This window comes from Paenibacillus sp. GQ49 (assembly GCF_059759055.1).
Map to the genome: position 1 here is coordinate 271,272 of NZ_JCAXEL010000005.1, position 17,662 is coordinate 288,933.

Below are 17,662 nucleotides of genomic sequence, written 5' to 3' on the forward strand. Positions count from 1 at the left end.
CGACGCGGGCTTTTGTTTGTTTTAACATCAAGTATACATTACCTGCCGGGAATTTCATTCAGCGAGTGTTCTTGTTCCTCCAGCAGTCGTTTCAGTTTCTGGCGCTGCCGTTTTTCTTTCTGACGGCGCTCTCTGTCCTCAGCTTGCAGAGCCTTGAGCAGGGAGAAACACATACCAATAAGAACAACGGCGAACGGCAATGCGGCCACAATGGAGGCCGTCTGGAGACCGTTCAACCCCCCGCTGATCAGTAGGACTATCGCGATGGCGGACTGCATGATTCCCCAGGTTAATTTCACTCTCGTACTCGGGTCCAGCTTGCCATCTGAAGACAGCATACCCAGCACAAAGGTAGCCGAATCAGCCGACGTAATAAAGAAGGTCATGATCAGGAGTGTAGCGATGAATGCTATGATCGTACCCAAAGGAAGCTGCTCCAGTGTAAGGAATAAAGCGGTTGTTGTATCTTCTTTGACAGCCTCCGCCAAATGGGCGGCATTAAACAATTCGAGGTGAAGTCCTGTTCCGCCGAAGACGGAGAACCAGATAAATCCGAACAGGCTTGGAAAAACCATGACGTAAATTACAAACTCCTTTATGGTTCTTCCTCGGGATACCCTTGCGATAAACGTGCCAACAAAGGGAGCCCATGCGATCCACCATGCCCAGTAAAATAACGTCCATGCTCCAATCCAGGTTTCTTTGGAGAACGGTGTCAGTCTCAAACTCATGTTAATAATATTTTGCATGTAACTGCCCAAGGTTGTCGTGAATGTGTCAAATATAAAAGAAGTCGGTCCAGTCACCAATACAAACACCATCAATAGCACAGCTATAACAAGGTTGGTGTTGCTCAGAATCTTAATACCTTTATCCAGACCGGAAGTTGCCGAGATCAAAAACAGTACGGTTACAATTGAGATAATGACAATCTGGGACAGCGTCGAGTTTGGAATACCGAATAAGTAATTCAGACCCCCGCCGATCTGAAGCGCACCCAATCCAAGAGAGGTTGCAACACCGAAGATCGTTGCAATGACTGCAAGAATATCAATGATCTTACCAAGCCAGCCTGCAGCAAGACGTTCACCGATCAGCGGAATAAAGGTGGAACTGATCAGTCCTTTGTAGCCTTTCCGGAACTGGAAGTAAGCGAGCGCCAAGCCGATGACAGTATAGATAGCCCAAGGATGAAGCCCCCAGTGGAAAAAGGAATAACGCATTGAAAGTCTTGCTGCTTGCGTTGTTTCGGGTACCGCGCCCTCCGGTGCAGATAAATAGTGGGACAGCGGTTCAGCAACTCCCCAGAAAACCAGCCCAATGCCCATACCAGCGCTAAACAGCATGGACAGCCAGGAAACCGTAGAATATTCCGGCTCATCATCGTCATCCCCCAGCCTAATACCGCCAAATCGGCTGAACGCCAGATAGAAAGCAAAGATCAGGAAGAACAGTGTCGCTAGCAAATAAAACCAGCCAAAATTCTGAATAGAGAAGTTGTAGGCTACATTAGCCACATCCGCCAGCTGAGAAGGAGCGACGGCTCCCCATATTGCAAACAGTACAACGATGATAACTGTGATTGTAAATACCATGATGAGACCCTCCGTTATGTAAGCTTAGCCAACCGTTTCTTAGTATGTGCTAGTCCGACTTGTAATATTTCGGAAAGCTAGCTGTTGATAATTTAAAACAAACCGCCGTGTAATGAAACACCCGTCAGTTTATTCGTTCCCTTTTCCGTTGCCCTTATGAAGTTTAGTTATGCTCATTTTAGAGTAAAATGAGAAGGGGATTCCAAAGAGAATTCAACTCCAAAATAAGGTTATTATAATGAAAAAGATTCTGAAGATATGATAGGGTGATAGGGATGAGAAGACTTGAGTCTGGTATGTCAGTAAACAACGAATTATTTTCTGATATTGTAATGTAGATTCAATGACCGGGTTTTACAAGCGGCGAATATCGTCAATTGTTCCTTTACCGGCAAGCTAGTGGATATTACGTTTGAGGGAATTGGCAACCAAAAGCTAATCGCCAATTTTGAAAACTGCAACCTTGACGGTGTTCGTTTTGTCAGTTGTGATCTGACGCAATGTATTCCGCCAAAATCCAAAAACCATGTGTATGTTGAACAGGTATCCGCACGTGTGAAAAATGCTCTGACGAAGATAGACGATGACCCTAATCTATCTGACGATGATCGGAAAGTACTGGTACGCAGTCTTCGCAGGCTTGAGCCTATGAAACAATATATTTTTAACACAGCGCATATGAAGAAAATATATGGTGATGTTTTTGTTGAACGATTTTTCAGTAGTCTGGATTGTAACATTGCGTAAACCTAAACAACAGAAATTATATAGGATAACAACGGGAACAGTATATATGTATAGAGTAGCCTTTTCCTTGAATCTAGAAACTTGACGTAGAGTAGATGAAGTGTTGTATAAATTATCGCAATAAGGGGAGCGTAGAAGAAAAAAAGGTGGAAGATAAATGTACCGATTATTCATTTTGATACCCTGTTTTTTTCTGTTGCTTGGAACAACTTTTAGTGCCTGGGGAGCAGAGATTAACGGTTCTTCTCTCATAAAAGATCTTCAAAAAGGCGGATACATCCTTTATATCCGACATGGAGATGCAACTGTAGGGGAAGATCAACAAAACTTTAGTTTAACAGATTGCACTACGCAGAGGAATTTAAGTGTTTTGGGAAAGGAACAAGCTGAAAAGTATGGCGATGCTATCCGTAAATTAAACATTCCCGTCCAAATACCTTTAGAAGCAAGTCCATTATGTAGAACCCTCCAAACGGCTCAGATTGCTTTTGGTACACAACATATAAAAGTAAATGAATTCTGGTTAAACATATATAATCTCGGTCAAAACCCGAGCACTGAAAAAATAAATAGTACATTGCAAGCATTTACAAATGAAATTGAACAAATACCTCCAACTCATGTTAACAGAGTAATTATAGCTCACTCTTTTCCTCCTGGGATAGGATTAGGAGAACTCGCGAGTATGGAGACCGTAATTTTAAAACCACTGGGAGATCAAAAAGGGTATGAGGTTATTGGGAAATTGACATTAGAAGATCTTTTACAACTAGCCGGATAGCCGGAATGTCAAATTAAATTGAAGTTTATAATTCATGAGGCACAATTTTAAAAAATGGATTGAAGTGAAAGGAAGGGGGCCGCTTTTGGTGTCAAAAGTAGCCCTCTTTAATTTCCTCTTGAATTAATTTTATTTCCGCTGGCCTTATCCAAATCAGTTTGCCCGATAAATGGAATTCCAGTAATTCAAAATCGATGAAATATCATCAATGGAGGTACGCATTGCAATGTAACCGTCGGGACGAATCAATATGAGTTCTTTATTTGTTGCATCGTAAATTCGATAGGCATTACCTGCTGTGTCTATTAAACCTTCCGCCGCCCCCTCCATGTTGGATGGCAGGATATAATGCATATGGAGTTCGTTGTTGGTGAAGTTCATTAGCGAAGGATCGATGCTGTTTGCAAAAGCCAAAAGCGTCCAGTGTGGGCCTCGCAATAGCTCAAAGAGACTTCCTGCAAATCCGGTGCCTTGCAGGCCCCTAGCATTAGGAGCACGATCCCCAGGAAATGAACGGGTAGCATTTGTTCGAGCAGGATGACGGGTAAGCGAACTTGAGCGATAGGAAATGAGTAGCCCACTCGTCAGATCGTCGGATATGGTGCTCAAAGTTTGGGACAACCCTCCGCCTTCAGTCGCCGTTCCTATGACCACGCCCATCTTCTTCGTGCTGTCCTCAAGAACAGATTGAGCCACTGGGCGGCGCTCCTCATCATATGTGTCGAGTAAGGCGGTGTCCGCTCCCCGTATCACAGCCGCCAGCTTCCAGCCGAGATTGTACGCGTCCTGCATCCCCGTATTCATGCCTTGACCACCGGCCGGCGAATGAACATGAGCAGCATCGCCGGCAAGGAAGGCCCGGCCGTTGCGGTAACATTCGACCATACGAACGTTGACCCGATAGATGGACAGCCAGGAAGCATCCGTGAGCCGAACACGTCCGGCCCCGGCGCGACGGTCAAACATGGCTTGATACGCCTCTAGCGACGGCTGCTCTGGTTCTTCGATGTCTTCCGGAATTGTAGCCTGCAGTTGCCAAATATCGGATTTTGGCAGCGGCGTCACCCCGATCATCCCCTCCGAAGAAGTCCAGATATGGATATGGTCACGATCTAACCCTTCCAATCGTACATCGCCAAGATACCATCGCTCATGATCGTGTGTTTCCCCAACCAGTGGTAAGTGAATAAATTTGCGGATATTGCTTTTGCCTCCGTCAGCGCCGACTACATAACGAGCGCGAATTTGCTCTTCTCCTTGTGGTGTATTCACGGTTATCGTTACACCATCCTCATCCTGAACAAGACTTATGGCTTCCATGCCCAACTCAACTTGACCGTCAAGCACTGCATATCGGTCGCGCAATGCTTTTTCCACATCATATTGAGCAATCCAGACCGGATCACGATAGGGTGTTTCAAGTTCGGGGCTGGCTGCAACGGTAATAGCCGGCTTGTCCACACTCCTGCCATCTGCGGTATAATAACGAACAGGCAAATCCACAACACCTGTGTCAATAATGTAGTGGACGGCCTCCAAATCATCGACGACTTCAAGCGAGCGAGGCTGTATTCCTTTGGCGCGAGAAGCAACGTTAAATAAGGAGCTTCGTTCAATAATACGATGGTTGATGTTTCGACGGGCCAGATCACAGGCAAGTGTAAGCCCTGTAGGTCCTGCCCCGACAATAAGAACATCAACAAAAGACGGCTTGCTATTCATGAATAGAATCCTCCTTGTTCATTGATTTGATATGCTACATTTGCTATACTACACCGTGCAGTGTAGTTTGTAAACAGAACGGAACTCTGATGGTATACCTATAAGGGGGCAACGTAAGAATGGATCATATGGAAAACAAGAAAATCCGCAAAGGCTCTTCAGACAAAAGAGCTAAAATTATGGCGGCAGCACGAGACCTGTTTCTTTCCGATGGGTTTGATCGATCCAGCGTCGATGCGGTCGCAGCTAAAGCGGGAGTTTCCAAACGGACAGTTTATGATTATTATGGCGACAAACAGAATCTACTGCTTGCCGTTGTTGAAGAATCCAGTTTGGCGGTTCTTGACATGATTGAGCAAGGGATTTCAGATCACCTCTTGGAATTCGAGGATCTGAAGCAGGCGCTCATCTTATTTTGCGAACAAATCGTAGCTTCTGCGAACGGTTCGTCCGATTACATGGCTTTGATCCGTCTGGTTACGGTGGAAGCCGCCAACCTGCCAGACTCGTTTTTTGATAGGCTGGATAACGCAACTGAAGAGGGGATTATCAGGAGGTTTACAGAGTTTGGACAAACCGGATTGCTCCATGTGCCCGATCCTGAAATGGCTACAAAGCACTTTGCTGCATTAACGTTTTTATTGGTATTTAATCAACCTGGAAAAACAGAGGCATTCGAAGAGGAACAAACCAAACGTATCATCACTGAAGGTGTACGCGTTTTTCTTTGTGCTTATGGACCTCGTACCGTTTAAAACGAAAATCAACCATCATACTGATTGCGATTTTGTTCAAAAAATAAAACAGGAACCGATAAAACCCGCAATAATGTTCCCAAGTACACCGCCCGGTACGTCCCGCCCAATCAAGTCTCATCTTCCTGCTGGTGGAGGAATCTAAATCGCTTGTGCTAAGATGGGTGTGGCGAAAACAAGGCTAGATAGGGGTGTACAGTTGAAGAAAATCCTAGTCATTGATGATGAAATCGCAATTCGAGATTTAATTGAGCTGGTGCTAAGGCGAGAAAACTACGATGTGCAGACCGCAGAGGACGGCAAAACGGGCTTGCAGCTGCTCGACTCTTTTCAACCCGATATAGTGGTACTTGATCTGATGCTGCCTGACTGCTCCGGATATGACCTATGCAAGGAAATCACCGGGAAACGTGCCGTTCCTGTGATCATGCTCTCTGCCAAAAACGAGGTAATCGACAAGGTGTTGGGTCTAGAGCTAGGGGCGGAAGATTACATGACCAAACCCTTTGACAATCGTGAATTGCTCGCTCGGATCAAGGTGATTCTGAGAAGAAACGAGAGCAAGGAGGAATCAAGTGAAGGAACAGAAGTGAAATCTACACGCATCATTCATGAAGAACTGACATTTGATCTGGAAAGCCGCAGGGTGCTGAAAAACGGTGAACCCGTGTCTTTAACGGCCAAAGAGTTCAAAATTCTGGAAACGTTACTCAAGAGGCCAGACAAAATCTTTACCCGGGATGAGCTGCTGCAGATCGGATGGGGATATGACTTTATGGGAGACAGCCGCAGTGTGGATATGACCATCATGCGATTACGGAAGAAGCTGGAGGATAACGCGGACGAACCGAAGTACGTCAGGACGATTTATGGATTTGGCTATCAACTTGGAGGTGGCGAGGCCTGAAGTATGCAACCCGGTTACTGCTGAATTATTTATTTTTCTCCGTGCTGTCCTTTGGCATTATCATTTTTGCGGTGAATAAAGCCATCGATTACTACAGCTTCATTACCATTGAAAAACAGATGATGGAGAAAGCGGATCTGTCCGAGTTGTCCTTCCGTGAGGTGTTATCACAGCATAGGTCATCTTCAGGAGAGCCCCAGACCAAGGAAATTGTCAGACTTGCTCTGGAGAAGCTGAAAGCTTCAGGCAAGGAAGTACGTATCTATGACAGCTCCAAGCAGTTGCTGGGCTTGGCTGTGGATGGCATCATCATTAATGATGGCAAACCTCTTATTTTTGAAACAAATATTGAGAAAGCCCTGAGCGGCAGTTATGCCTACACCGTCACGGAAGATCATCTGCTTTATTTTGCGACTCCCATTCAGGATCAATTCTACGAAAACGCTTATGTGTATGAGTTCGTGGAGGACATTTCCTACTTTTATGCGATTATGGATCAAATCCGTTATATCCTGTTTGCGGGTGCAGTCGGATTTATTGTGCTGATTACGTTATCCAGTCTGTGGATTGCCCGCAACACAACCAAGCCGATTAAACTGTTGCTTGGCGCCACGCAAAGTTTCTCGAGACAGGAGTTTCGGAGAGTTCATCTAAATCGGAAGGATGAGCTGGGCATGCTGGCAGATGGACTGGATTCCATGGGGCGGCAGCTTCATGATTACATTCAGTATCAGAAACAATTTGTCTCCAACGTATCTCATGAGTTAAAAACACCCTTGGCAGCCATTCGTGGTTTCTCTCAATACTTGGTTGAAGGAGAGAACGAGAACAAGGAGCTGCAAAAAATCTATGCTCATCTGTTGCAGGAATCGGATCGGCTCACCCGCTTGATTAATGAACTGTTATTACTATCCCGATTCGATAAGGCTGGTTCTAACGATTTGGAAGCCCGGAAGACGGAAATGAACGAACTGATTCAGCAAGTCGCAACGAGTATGGGTGCCAAGGCCAGAGAAAAAGGAATCGAGATTATGTTCAGGGAGGCGGAAGCGAAATCGGAGGATAAGCTTCTGACGAAAGTCCACGCCAACGTGAATCCAATGCTGATGTCCCATGCGATCGCGAACCTTGTGGACAATGCCATCAAATATTCAGGCAGTCCATCGCTAATCGAATTAAAGTTGGAACATACGCCAAGTGAGGTAGTTATACGGATACGTGATCAAGGTATTGGTATCGCGGGCGATGAGCTGGAGAGAGTACAGGAACGTTTTTACCGGGCGAAAAATGCAAGCACAGCGAACGGTTCAGGTCTTGGGCTTTCTATTTGCAAGGAGATTGTCGAGCGGTTTAATGGTTATATTGACATGGAAAGTCAAATCGGGGAAGGAACAACCGTTACGATTGTGTTGCCCCGTGCGGAAACACAATCGTAAATAATTAACGTTACAAGATTGGTACATTTCTGTTATGAGACTAACAAATGTTTTATTTATAATCACTTCATAAGAACAAATCACACATTTATGGAGGGATCATGATGAAATTGATAAACAAAGCAACAGGTGTTATCGTACTAGGTGCTCTACTAACGGTGGCATTAGCGGGCTGTCAGTCCAATGATGCTACGCCCCCAGCAACCGGACAGAACACAGCGAATGAACAGAGCAAAGGCGAAGGAGCAACAAATGCTAATGCTCCTGCTTCCGAAAGTTCTGAAGAAAAGGGGACTGAAGCTATTAAGGAAGGTTCGATGGAGAAGGAAGGCAATGTGGTGCTGAAGGAGCTTGCTTTTGTCTATAATGAGCACACCATTGCGATTTCGGATACAGCGAACGAAGATCAGATGGAACAGATGCTGGGCAAACCGGATAACCTGAAATCTCATACGTACAGTGCCGACGACGGAACCAACATGGATACGTTAATCGGTTTTACAGAAAAGGTCTATACGTATCCTGGTCTGGAGATTAAAACAATCAGTATACCGGAGGGGAAACAAGACTCCATCTTTCATATCGAAATCACAGATCCTAAGTACGCGACAGTGCGAAACATTAAAGCAGGAGATAGCCTGGATACACTCAAAAACGCCTACCCTGAGGGGAAACTGCTTGGTGATGGAGCCCCTAATGAGGAGGATGACTTCCGTTACGAGCCATCCAATTATGTGGATGTGATGTCGTTTCATATCAAGGATGCCAAGGTGGAGAGCATTCAGATCTACAGCCTTTTGGACTAATATTAAGTCGAAGGACAAGAACATAGTCCTATTGAAGTCGCTAATTTAGCGGCTTTTTTGCTGTAATCGCATCTTTATGGGACGTGATCTATGAATGAGCTTCATGCTAGTCTAACATGATTTTCTCGTTTACCATTTGATAGTAATACTCATCCATCTGTTCCGCCGTAACATCTTCTTCAAGATGATATATCCACCACGTCACAAGTAAACTAATAACCCCTGAATGATATTCGGCTAAGAGTTCTATGGGAGGCGAAAATGGTTTACCTCTTCTTTTTAATTCCAGAAAATCTCTTCTGGATATATCTCCGATATAGTTTTTGAAAAAGTCCGTAAATCCCTTGTCATTCTTCTGGTTCTGAACAATCGGCTCCAGTAAATTCTCCAACATGAATCTAGATAGGCTTTGCAAGGGTTGCCGAAGCCGATCTTCTATTCTCATTTGTAAATAATCCTGAAGAACCCACGTTAAAGTAGCGGATAACAGCGCAAATTTATCCTCAAAATGTTTGTAAAACGTTGTACGGTGAACCATCGCTTTGTCACATATCTCATTAATCGTGATATTGCTGAATAGTCTGCCTTGCTCAGATAACAGATCTCTAAAGGCCGTAATTAACAATTTATGAGTCCGGGCAACTCTTAAATCAAGCTTTTTTTCAATGATTTCATCTACACCACTTCCATATCGTAGTTTAACTATATACCAACGCTATATTGATTCTTACTATAAAAGAAATTTTGATTATATATTGGTATTATAAGTAATATTTTGATTGATCTACAAGTGTAGATTAAAATCTAGTTTCTAGAAAGGATGAATCTCCGGTGTCTGACATGAAAAAAGCTGTGGTGATCGGAGCAGGGATTGCTGGATTAATTACTGCAAGAATGTTAGCCGATTATTATGAGGAAGTATGTGTGATTGAAAGGGATGAATTCCCTTCGGAGCCAAATAACCGGCAGGGTGTACCTCAATCTTTTCATCCACACCGTGTACAACCACGCGGCGCGCTGATTATGGAACATTATTTCCCAGGTTACAATGACGAATTGATAGCATTGGGGGCAATCTCTTCACACGATGAGAAGCTTATAGTTACTAATCGATACGGTACATTAGTTAACAAGGAAGATCCTTCTTCATTTAAAATTGCATCGTGCAGCAGAGCTTTGCTGGAATGGGTGCTGCGCAAGCGAATCCAAAATATCCCTCATATAAGCTTTTTAACAAGTATGGAAGTTACCGGACTCATCGTATCTGAAGAACAGCATGCTGTTACAGGCATTTATACCAAAGAAAGAAGCGGTGAAAAAAGGGAAGACCAACTTCCAGCCAATATGGTTATTGATGCCTCTGGTCGTTCCTCCAAATTGATCAGATGGCTTGATCAGATTGGATTGTCTGTGCCGGAGCCGGAGGTGCTGAAGGTATCTCTTGGTTACAGCACTCGTTATTACAAAATAAAATCCTCTGTTCCAAATGAATTCGTGATGTCTGATTCAGATCCTGAGCAAGGTATTCGTGCAGGCATATTTACGCGCATTGAGGATGATATCGTTGGACTCATTCTTTTCAATGCTGGAGGAGATGAGTATCCGTCCACTCAGCCCGAAGAGTTTCAAGATCAAATCAAGCATCTATTTGCTTCAGATAAAATTGTGAAGTTAATGGAGCAGTTAGAGCCATTGCAAGGGCCTAGGGGGTACCGTATTTCCAAGTCTGTTCGTCAACATTTTGAACTGATGGAAGATTGGCCCTCTGGTTTACTCGTCCTTGGTGATGCATTTTGCAGCTTTGATCCTATTCATGGACAAGGTATCACCGTTGCTGCGATCGAAGCTGAGACTATAGGAAAGTCTTTGGAAGCACAGCGCTTGCATCCCGATCCGCAGTTTGAACGGAACGTATTGCTTCGTATGCAGCAGGCCATCGATCCGGCTTGGTGGCTTAGTTCCGTGGCTGACCTGCGTTGGAGAGGGGTAGAACATGGTGGGCCTTATGAACTGAAAGGAGTGGATTTTGCTCAGAAATATATCAACTTATTTACGAAGCAAGCGATGAAAAAAGCGGATCAGGAAAAAGATAACCATCTCTTTTTTATGCAATTCCTAATGAATGCTTTGATCCTTCCGCCAAGTGAATATTTCAAAGCGGATGTCCTGGACAGGATTCTGAACGACAATGGTTCAGAAGAAGAAATGGAATTAAGAGCAGCGCTTCGTGTCCAAGATCCGGAATTGTACCAGCAAAAATTAGATGAGATCCTTCCATTATTTCAACTGGAATATGATGAGCAGATTAAAAAACTGCTGGAATCACTTCAGCCTGCGATGAGCTAATAAAACAACTTAAAAGCTGTGTGTAGGGGTGAGTACAACCACCACAACCAATAGTCGAGAAACCCAGGTGATTCATAGACCTTGGGTTTCTTTCGTGTTTGAATGAGGACGTACAATTGAATAACGAGGTGACGGTGCTCGCAAGTGAGGAGGCTTCGCCCTGTTTGACCGGAGCCATTCCGCTTATTAAAAGTAGAGTTACCCTCGAGCTAGCATGCAGCAATCCTTTGAAACACTGTGTTACTTTTATGTTACAAATGTGAATCTGTGATACCTTGAACTAAATACGAAATAACATATATTTTATGAATTAATCTATGTAACATAAGTTGTGCAAACAAATACATGATAAAAAAACCGATAAAGCGGGATTCGTTTTTTATCCAGATCAGCTGAAGGTTTAAAAGAAAGGTGGGCTTACTAAATGAGTCAAACATTTCAATTTCCTAATGGTTTTTTGTGGGGCGGTTCCGTCTCTGCGAACCAAATTGAGGGTGCATATCTAGAGGACGGGAAAGGACTATCCATTTCGGATATCATGCCGCACGGCATTCAGACACCTCCAACAACAGAACCAACAGAGGAGAATATGAAGTTAATCGCAATTGACTTCTATCATCGATACAAGGAGGACATTAAACTCCTTGCCGAAATGGGTTTCAAAGTTTTCCGCACGTCTATCGCCTGGTCCAGAATCTTCCCCAAAGGGGATGAACTTGAGCCAAACGAAAAAGGCCTCCAATTTTACGACAACCTTTTTGACGAGTGCCGGAAATACGGAATTGAACCTCTAGTTACGATCTCTCATTATGAGACTCCTCTACATCTCGTTAGGGAATATGATGGCTGGGCGAATCGAAAAATGATCGGTTTCTATGAACGGTATGTGCGAGCCATTTTCGACAGATATAAAGACAAAGTGAAGTATTGGCTTACATTTAACGAGATTAATTCTATTCTGGAACACCCGTTTGTGGGCGGCGGGATTAACACGCATGCGGATCAACTTAGCAAACAGGATCTGTACCAAGCGGTTCACCACGAGTTTGTTGCAAGTGCTCTGGCGGTTAAAATAGGGCATGAAATTAACCCTGATTTCAAAATTGGTTGTATGGTCATTGCTATGCCGATTTACCCATTGACTCCTGACCCTAATGATATGATCAAAGTGATGGAAGCTGATCATAAGAATACAGGTTTCACGGATGTCCATGTGCGTGGTTACTACCCAGGCTACATGAAACGTTATTTGAAAGATAACGGAATTACCATTCATTTTGAACCTGGCGACGAAGAAATATTGAAAAACACCGTTGACTTTATTTCCTTTAGCTATTATCAAAGTTGTTGTGAAACGGCTGATCCTGCCAAGCAAATTAAAGGAGAGGGAAACCTGATTGGGGGTGTTCCAAATCCGCTCTTGGGCGCGAGTGAATGGGGTTGGCAGATCGACCCCCAAGGCCTGAGGTACATCATGAATGCGATGTATGACCGTTATCAGAAACCATTATTCATCGTTGAAAATGGATTAGGAGCCGTAGATGAACTGATCACGGACGAGCATGGCCACAAAACAGTTATTGATGATTATCGCATCAATTATTTGAAGGAGCACTTGCTTCAAGTCGCTGAAGCCATCCAAGATGGTGTTGAATTAATGGGCTATGCAACATGGGGTTGTATTGACTTGGTTAGTGCAACAACTGCAGAAATGAAAAAACGGTACGGATTCATCTATGTGGATCGTCATGATGATGGTTCAGGAACATTGGAACGCTATCGTAAGAAGTCCTTCCACTGGTATAAGGATGTCATTCAGAGCAACGGGAGCAGTTTGTTTCGAGAATAGCGATAGGCGCTAATGGGAGCAGAAGATGAGAAAAAAAATATTTTTAATTATTGCATTATTTGTTGCTACATTGAATTTGCGCCCAGCTATTAATTCCATATCTCCGCTGTTAGATACGATTCGGGAAGATCTGGGGATGAGTGCTGCACTAGCCAGTTTGCTAACTTCAATACCCGTACTATGTATGGGAGTATTTTCACCTTTTGCCGTCAAAGCAAGTGGGAAATGGGGAATAGAACGAATTATTGGATATTCCCTACTTGTGGTTGGAATCGGAATAGCCATTCGACTATTTACACAGTCTACGTTCGTTTTACTTTTATCTGCATTAATCGTAGGTATCGGGATCGCTTCGATTGGCCCGTTAACTTCAGGTTTTATTAAAAAGTATTTTCCCGATCATGTGCCATCCATGATTGCACTCTATAGTATTGCGATCACTGTAGGGGCTGCAGTTAGTTCAATGGTATCCATTCCCTTAGAGGAATACTTCAATTCTTGGCAGAAAGCGGTAGGGGGGTGGGCGGTAATTGCCTTTGTAGCAGCGATCATTTGGTGGATCATGGTGAAGCCGCGATCTGAATCTGCTCATGTGAGTGAACGAAAAGAACGTCCGCAAATTAAACTTCCCTGGGGAAATAGAAGCGCATGGACGCTTACGCTTTCATTTGGATTAATGGCTATGTTGTTTTATTCTTTTACAGCGTGGCTCCCGTTAATGATTCAAGAAATGGGGTATAGCAAATCGTATGCAACGCTTTGTCTGACCATATTTGTTGTCATCCAAATCCCAATTAGTTTTGTACTTCCTGTATTATTGAAGAACTTTCCTTCAAGAAGAGTATGGATGGTTGGTGAATCTCTGTTCATGATTGTTGGGTTGATTTTATTGATGATGAATTTCATACCGATGGTTTCCGTTGTACTCTTTGGAGTTGGAGCAGGGGGCTTGTTCACTTTAAATCTGATGTTACCGATTGACTCTACAACCAATGTGAACGATGCAACTTCCTGGTCAGCGATGCAGCAATCTGCTGGGTATGTTATTGGCGCGATGGGTCCAATATTGCTAGGCTGGATTCATGATGCTTCCCATAGTTTCACACCTGCTATGATTGGAATGATTGTGATCATCATTCTAATGATTATGACGCAAATTGCAGCAACACGAGGAAAAAAAGTAATGGAAAGCGTCTAACGTAGTCATCCCATAGAGAGTCATTAAGACTGAAAAGAGAGCCTAGAGGGCTCTCTTTCTGGTGCGTATTTATAAAAAGATCGAGTTCTCTCTCATAGCTCTAATTCTGTATTTACCATTTCTTTGAAAACCTCTCGTCCCAGCCATTCCAATAGGAAAGTAACAGGAACCTGAGTGGTGATGCTCGTGGATTCGTAATACTCTTCTTTTACATAATAAGGGATACTTACATCTGATATTTTAGCCATGGTAGATTGGCGATCGTTCGTTATCGCCACAATTTTATTTTTCTCCTGCTTGATCCGTTGGAGATAAGGTAGCACAAACGGGTTTTCACCTCGCGTAGATAATGCAATCGTAACGCTGTCTTTTTGAATTCTGGTATGAACAGGATAATGAGGATCTTTTATGTACACGGAACAGATCCCTAGATTTGAAAAAAATCGGGCTCCATACTCGCCTATTATTCCGGAGCTCCCGATACCAATAAAAATAACGCTACTGGCATTAGCAATTAACTTTGCTGCCGTCCGAATTTTCTCCTCTAATTCAGGAGCTTGAGAACGTTCAAAAAACTCATACACTGCATGATGTGGACTTTTCAACTCTTGCTTCGTTAGTTTATCCTTTTGGGAAACGAGCATCTTAAGTTTTACTTTAAATTCGGAAAATCCCTCACATTGATTCTTTCTGCAAAATCGCAGAATGGTGGCTGTAGATACATGAGTCTCATCGGCCAGTTCTCTGATACGCATGTACGCCACTTTTTCCATGTTCTGAGAAATATAGTTATATAAAGATAGTTCCAATTCGTTATAGGATGAGATTTGCTCACTGGTGAACATGGATATACACTCCTTATACCATAATAAAAATAATAGGTAGCCTGCTTAGGCAGTATACATTACCTACGTTTAAAAAACAACGTGTTACACTTTTGTAACAAAAATCATTTCGTGTCAAAGGAAACTAAACACTTAAATCATATATATTTTCTTCTCTATTCTGAGTAACATGACGTTATAACATATGTTTGATACTTCCATTATAGCTGGCTAGACGCGTCCATGGTCAGAGAACGAAGGTGGCAACGAATAAACCAACCTACCCTTAACCAGTTCAAGTTTCAAGCTTGTTGAGCTTCCTTAGTCTGCTTGAGAATGTCACAATAGCTGTCATATGAAAACATAATGAGTTTGTTTTGCCATCCTCAAAAATTTAGCTTTACTACCTTAATATACGTCGAAGGAGCCTTACATCATGGATAAACAACAATTGTCCAAAGATATTCTCAAACTGGTTGGTGGGGAAGAGAATATCGATCAAGTTACGCACTGTATGACTCGACTCAGATTCAATCTAAACGATAACAATCAAGCAGACAGAACAACGTTAAAAAACACACCTGGCGTTATGGGTGTAACGGAAAACGGTGGACAGTTTCAGGTGATTATTGGCAGTGAAGTTTCCGAAGTGTACAAAGCACTAGTGGACAATATGAGCATGAAGCCTAACGCAGAGAGTACTCCAAAAGGTGGAAAGAAACAAAGGAATCCGATCAGCGCATTATTTGATTTCATATCGGGCATGTTCACGCCAATCCTGCCAGCAATTGCTGGCGCAGGTATGATCAAAGGGATCGTGTCCATTCTGGTGGCTCTTGGTTGGATGACGAATACAAGTTCAACCTATATCATTTTGTCTGCGGTTGGCGATGGCGCATTCTACTTCCTGCCCATTATTCTGGCCATTAGTGCTGCGAAGAAAATGGGGAGCAATGTTTATGTAGGTGCTGCACTAGCGGCTGGTCTCATGCATCCAACCATTACAGCGTTGCTTCAAGAGGGTAATACTTCGTTTGCAGGCATTACGGTTATTGCCACATCCTATGCATCATCGGTTATTCCCATCGTCATTGCAATCTGGATCGCTGCTTACGTGGAGAGAGCGATTGACCGCATCACTCATTCTTCACTGAAACTGATTGTTGTACCAACTGTTACGTTACTCATCATGGTACCACTAACCTTGATCGCGATCGGGCCACTGGGTGGCATTATTGGAAACGGTTTATCTGGGGGTATCAGATGGTTATTTGATAACGCATCCATTTTGGCAAGTATCTTGATTGGTGGCACAATGTCTGTGCTGATTATTACAGGCATGCATTATGCACTGTTGCCGCTTGCAGTTGGTTCGATTGCAACACTTGGTTACGATTTTATCGTTCCGTTAATGTTCGCAGCTAATATGGCCCAGGGTGGTGCTGCATTTGGTGTGGGCTTCAAGTCTAAAAACACCCACACCAAATCACTTTCATATTCTACAGGACTGACCGCTCTTATGGGAATTACGGAGCCAGCCATGTACGGAATTAACATGAAATTCAAAAAACCATTTATTGCAGCGCTCATTGGGGGCGCAGTTGCTGGGGCGTTTCTGGGAGCCTTTTCGGTTAAAGCCTATTTCATTAGCACTGTAGGTCTTCCGGGAGCTGCCTCATATGTCGGTCCAGACATTAGCAACCTGCTCTATGCACTGATTGCTGCTTTAATTGCATTCGTTGTAGCTAGCGTAATTACTTATATTCTGGGCTTCCAGGAAGAGGCAGCTGCACCATCAGCAATATCTACAACTACACCAGCAGTAACTGAAGACACTAAATTACAGGATGAACAAATATTCAGCCCCATGAATGGGGAAGTTAAGCCACTTAGCCTGGTGCCAGATCCTGCTTTTTCCGAAGAAATGATGGGTAAGGGATTTGCCATTCAACCTGCTGAAGGACGTGCAGTATCTCCGGTTAACGGCACAGTAATTTCTGTGTCCAAGAGTGGACATGCTATTGGTCTCGTAAGTGATCTTGGCGCAGAAATGCTGATTCACATCGGAATTGATACTGTAAAGCTGAAAGGCCAATATTTCTCACCAAAGGTACAGGCAGGAGCTAAAGTATCCGTAGGCGATCTATTGATGGAATTTGACCGTGAAGAGATCGAAAAAGCGGGTTACAACATGCTTACTCCGGTCATTATTACGAACATGGTTCAATATACCAATGTCCAATCGGCTGGGCGTACCACAATTCATGAAAAAGAATTGATGTACACAGTCAAAGCCTAATTGGATGTTATTAATAGCGGCAGTGATTCCAAGTTATCTCTGGAACGCTGCCGTTTTTTATAATAATAAAACACTGCGTTACTTTTGAGTAACAAATGTGATCTCATGTTAATTCAAACTAAAATGCCGAAATGTATATATTTATTTGAATAATAAAAGTAACATAAGTTTTGCAAAATAAAATGTATTACAGACGGATAAATAGGATTACTCTGAATATGGAGAAATCTCTTATGGATTTAACACTGAAAGGTGGAACACACAAATGAGTCTAACCATTCGATTAGCGGCTGATTTTTTGTGGGAAGGTCTTTAGCTTCTAATTCAATAGAAGGGACATATATAGAAAATGGTTTTGTCACAGATGGAGTGAATGTAGAATATTTATTTTAGTGAA

At 43.3% G+C, this 17,662-nt stretch carries 14 protein-coding genes; 10 read left to right on the forward strand and 4 right to left on the reverse strand.

Annotated features, from left to right (window positions below; all coding sequences use genetic code 11):
* Positions 1-38: 38 nt before the first annotated feature.
* Positions 39-1,595, reverse strand: a complete 1,557-nt coding sequence (locus AC6CIF_RS12480; RefSeq protein ID WP_498199873.1) for a glycine betaine uptake BCCT transporter — start codon at positions 1,593-1,595, stop codon at positions 39-41.
* 399 nt (positions 1,596-1,994) lie between these two features.
* Between AC6CIF_RS12480 and AC6CIF_RS12485 the strand changes: the two genes are divergently transcribed.
* Both AC6CIF_RS12485 and AC6CIF_RS12490 read left to right on the forward strand, forming a co-directional pair.
* The gene (locus AC6CIF_RS12485; RefSeq protein WP_498199874.1) at positions 1,995-2,342 is read left to right on the forward strand and encodes a hypothetical protein; all 348 of its coding nucleotides are present in this window, start codon (positions 1,995-1,997) and stop codon (positions 2,340-2,342) included.
* 157 nt (positions 2,343-2,499) lie between these two features.
* Complete coding sequence (locus tag AC6CIF_RS12490; RefSeq protein WP_498199875.1) at positions 2,500-3,123, forward strand: histidine phosphatase family protein; 624 nt, start codon at positions 2,500-2,502, stop codon at positions 3,121-3,123.
* Positions 3,124-3,276: 153 nt separating this feature from the next.
* Here the strand turns inward: AC6CIF_RS12490 and AC6CIF_RS12495 are convergent, their stop codons facing one another.
* A complete protein-coding gene (locus tag AC6CIF_RS12495) occupies positions 3,277-4,845 on the reverse strand; it encodes an FAD-dependent monooxygenase (RefSeq protein WP_498199876.1) in 1,569 nt (522 codons plus the stop codon).
* A gap of 119 nt (positions 4,846-4,964) precedes the next feature.
* Between AC6CIF_RS12495 and AC6CIF_RS12500 the strand changes: the two genes are divergently transcribed.
* The 4 genes from AC6CIF_RS12500 to AC6CIF_RS12515 all read left to right on the forward strand — a co-directional run bounded on the left by AC6CIF_RS12500 (position 4,965) and on the right by AC6CIF_RS12515 (position 8,749).
* The gene (locus AC6CIF_RS12500; protein ID WP_498199877.1) at positions 4,965-5,600 is read left to right on the forward strand and encodes a TetR/AcrR family transcriptional regulator; all 636 of its coding nucleotides are present in this window, start codon (positions 4,965-4,967) and stop codon (positions 5,598-5,600) included.
* 199 nt (positions 5,601-5,799) lie between these two features.
* On the forward strand, positions 5,800-6,507 hold the full coding sequence (locus AC6CIF_RS12505; protein WP_498199878.1) for a response regulator transcription factor: 708 nt from the start codon (positions 5,800-5,802) through the stop codon (positions 6,505-6,507).
* Positions 6,508-6,578: 71 nt separating this feature from the next.
* Positions 6,579-7,943: a sensor histidine kinase gene (locus AC6CIF_RS12510; RefSeq protein WP_498199879.1), complete on the forward strand. Its 1,365-nt coding sequence runs from the start codon at positions 6,579-6,581 to the stop codon at positions 7,941-7,943.
* A 101-nt stretch (positions 7,944-8,044) separates the two neighbouring features.
* Positions 8,045-8,749 carry a hypothetical protein gene (locus tag AC6CIF_RS12515; protein ID WP_340386376.1) on the forward strand — a complete coding sequence of 235 codons (705 nt, stop codon included), beginning with the start codon at positions 8,045-8,047 and terminating at the stop codon, positions 8,747-8,749.
* 106 nt (positions 8,750-8,855) lie between these two features.
* Here the strand turns inward: AC6CIF_RS12515 and AC6CIF_RS12520 are convergent, their stop codons facing one another.
* On the reverse strand, positions 8,856-9,374 hold the full coding sequence (locus AC6CIF_RS12520) for a TetR/AcrR family transcriptional regulator (protein WP_498199880.1): 519 nt from the start codon (positions 9,372-9,374) through the stop codon (positions 8,856-8,858).
* Positions 9,375-9,589: 215 nt separating this feature from the next.
* Here AC6CIF_RS12520 and AC6CIF_RS12525 point away from each other — a divergent pair, with 215 nt between their 5' ends.
* The 3 genes from AC6CIF_RS12525 (at position 9,590) to AC6CIF_RS12535 (ending at position 14,142) form a co-directional block, all read left to right on the forward strand.
* Complete coding sequence (locus AC6CIF_RS12525) at positions 9,590-11,095, forward strand: FAD-dependent oxidoreductase (protein ID WP_498199919.1); 1,506 nt, start codon at positions 9,590-9,592, stop codon at positions 11,093-11,095.
* Positions 11,096-11,519: 424 nt separating this feature from the next.
* Positions 11,520-12,944 carry a glycoside hydrolase family 1 protein gene (locus AC6CIF_RS12530; RefSeq protein WP_430213915.1) on the forward strand — a complete coding sequence of 475 codons (1,425 nt, stop codon included), beginning with the start codon at positions 11,520-11,522 and terminating at the stop codon, positions 12,942-12,944.
* 25 nt (positions 12,945-12,969) lie between these two features.
* A complete protein-coding gene (locus tag AC6CIF_RS12535) occupies positions 12,970-14,142 on the forward strand; it encodes an MFS transporter (protein ID WP_498199881.1) in 1,173 nt (390 codons plus the stop codon).
* Positions 14,143-14,234: 92 nt separating this feature from the next.
* Here the strand turns inward: AC6CIF_RS12535 and AC6CIF_RS12540 are convergent, their stop codons facing one another.
* Positions 14,235-14,987, reverse strand: a complete 753-nt coding sequence (locus AC6CIF_RS12540; protein ID WP_498199882.1) for a MurR/RpiR family transcriptional regulator — start codon at positions 14,985-14,987, stop codon at positions 14,235-14,237.
* A 415-nt stretch (positions 14,988-15,402) separates the two neighbouring features.
* On the opposite strand from AC6CIF_RS12540, the gene AC6CIF_RS12545 reads away from it, so the two are divergent.
* Positions 15,403-17,265: a beta-glucoside-specific PTS transporter subunit IIABC gene (locus AC6CIF_RS12545; RefSeq protein WP_498199883.1), complete on the forward strand. Its 1,863-nt coding sequence runs from the start codon at positions 15,403-15,405 to the stop codon at positions 17,263-17,265.
* The last annotated feature ends 397 nt before the right edge of the window (positions 17,266-17,662 follow it).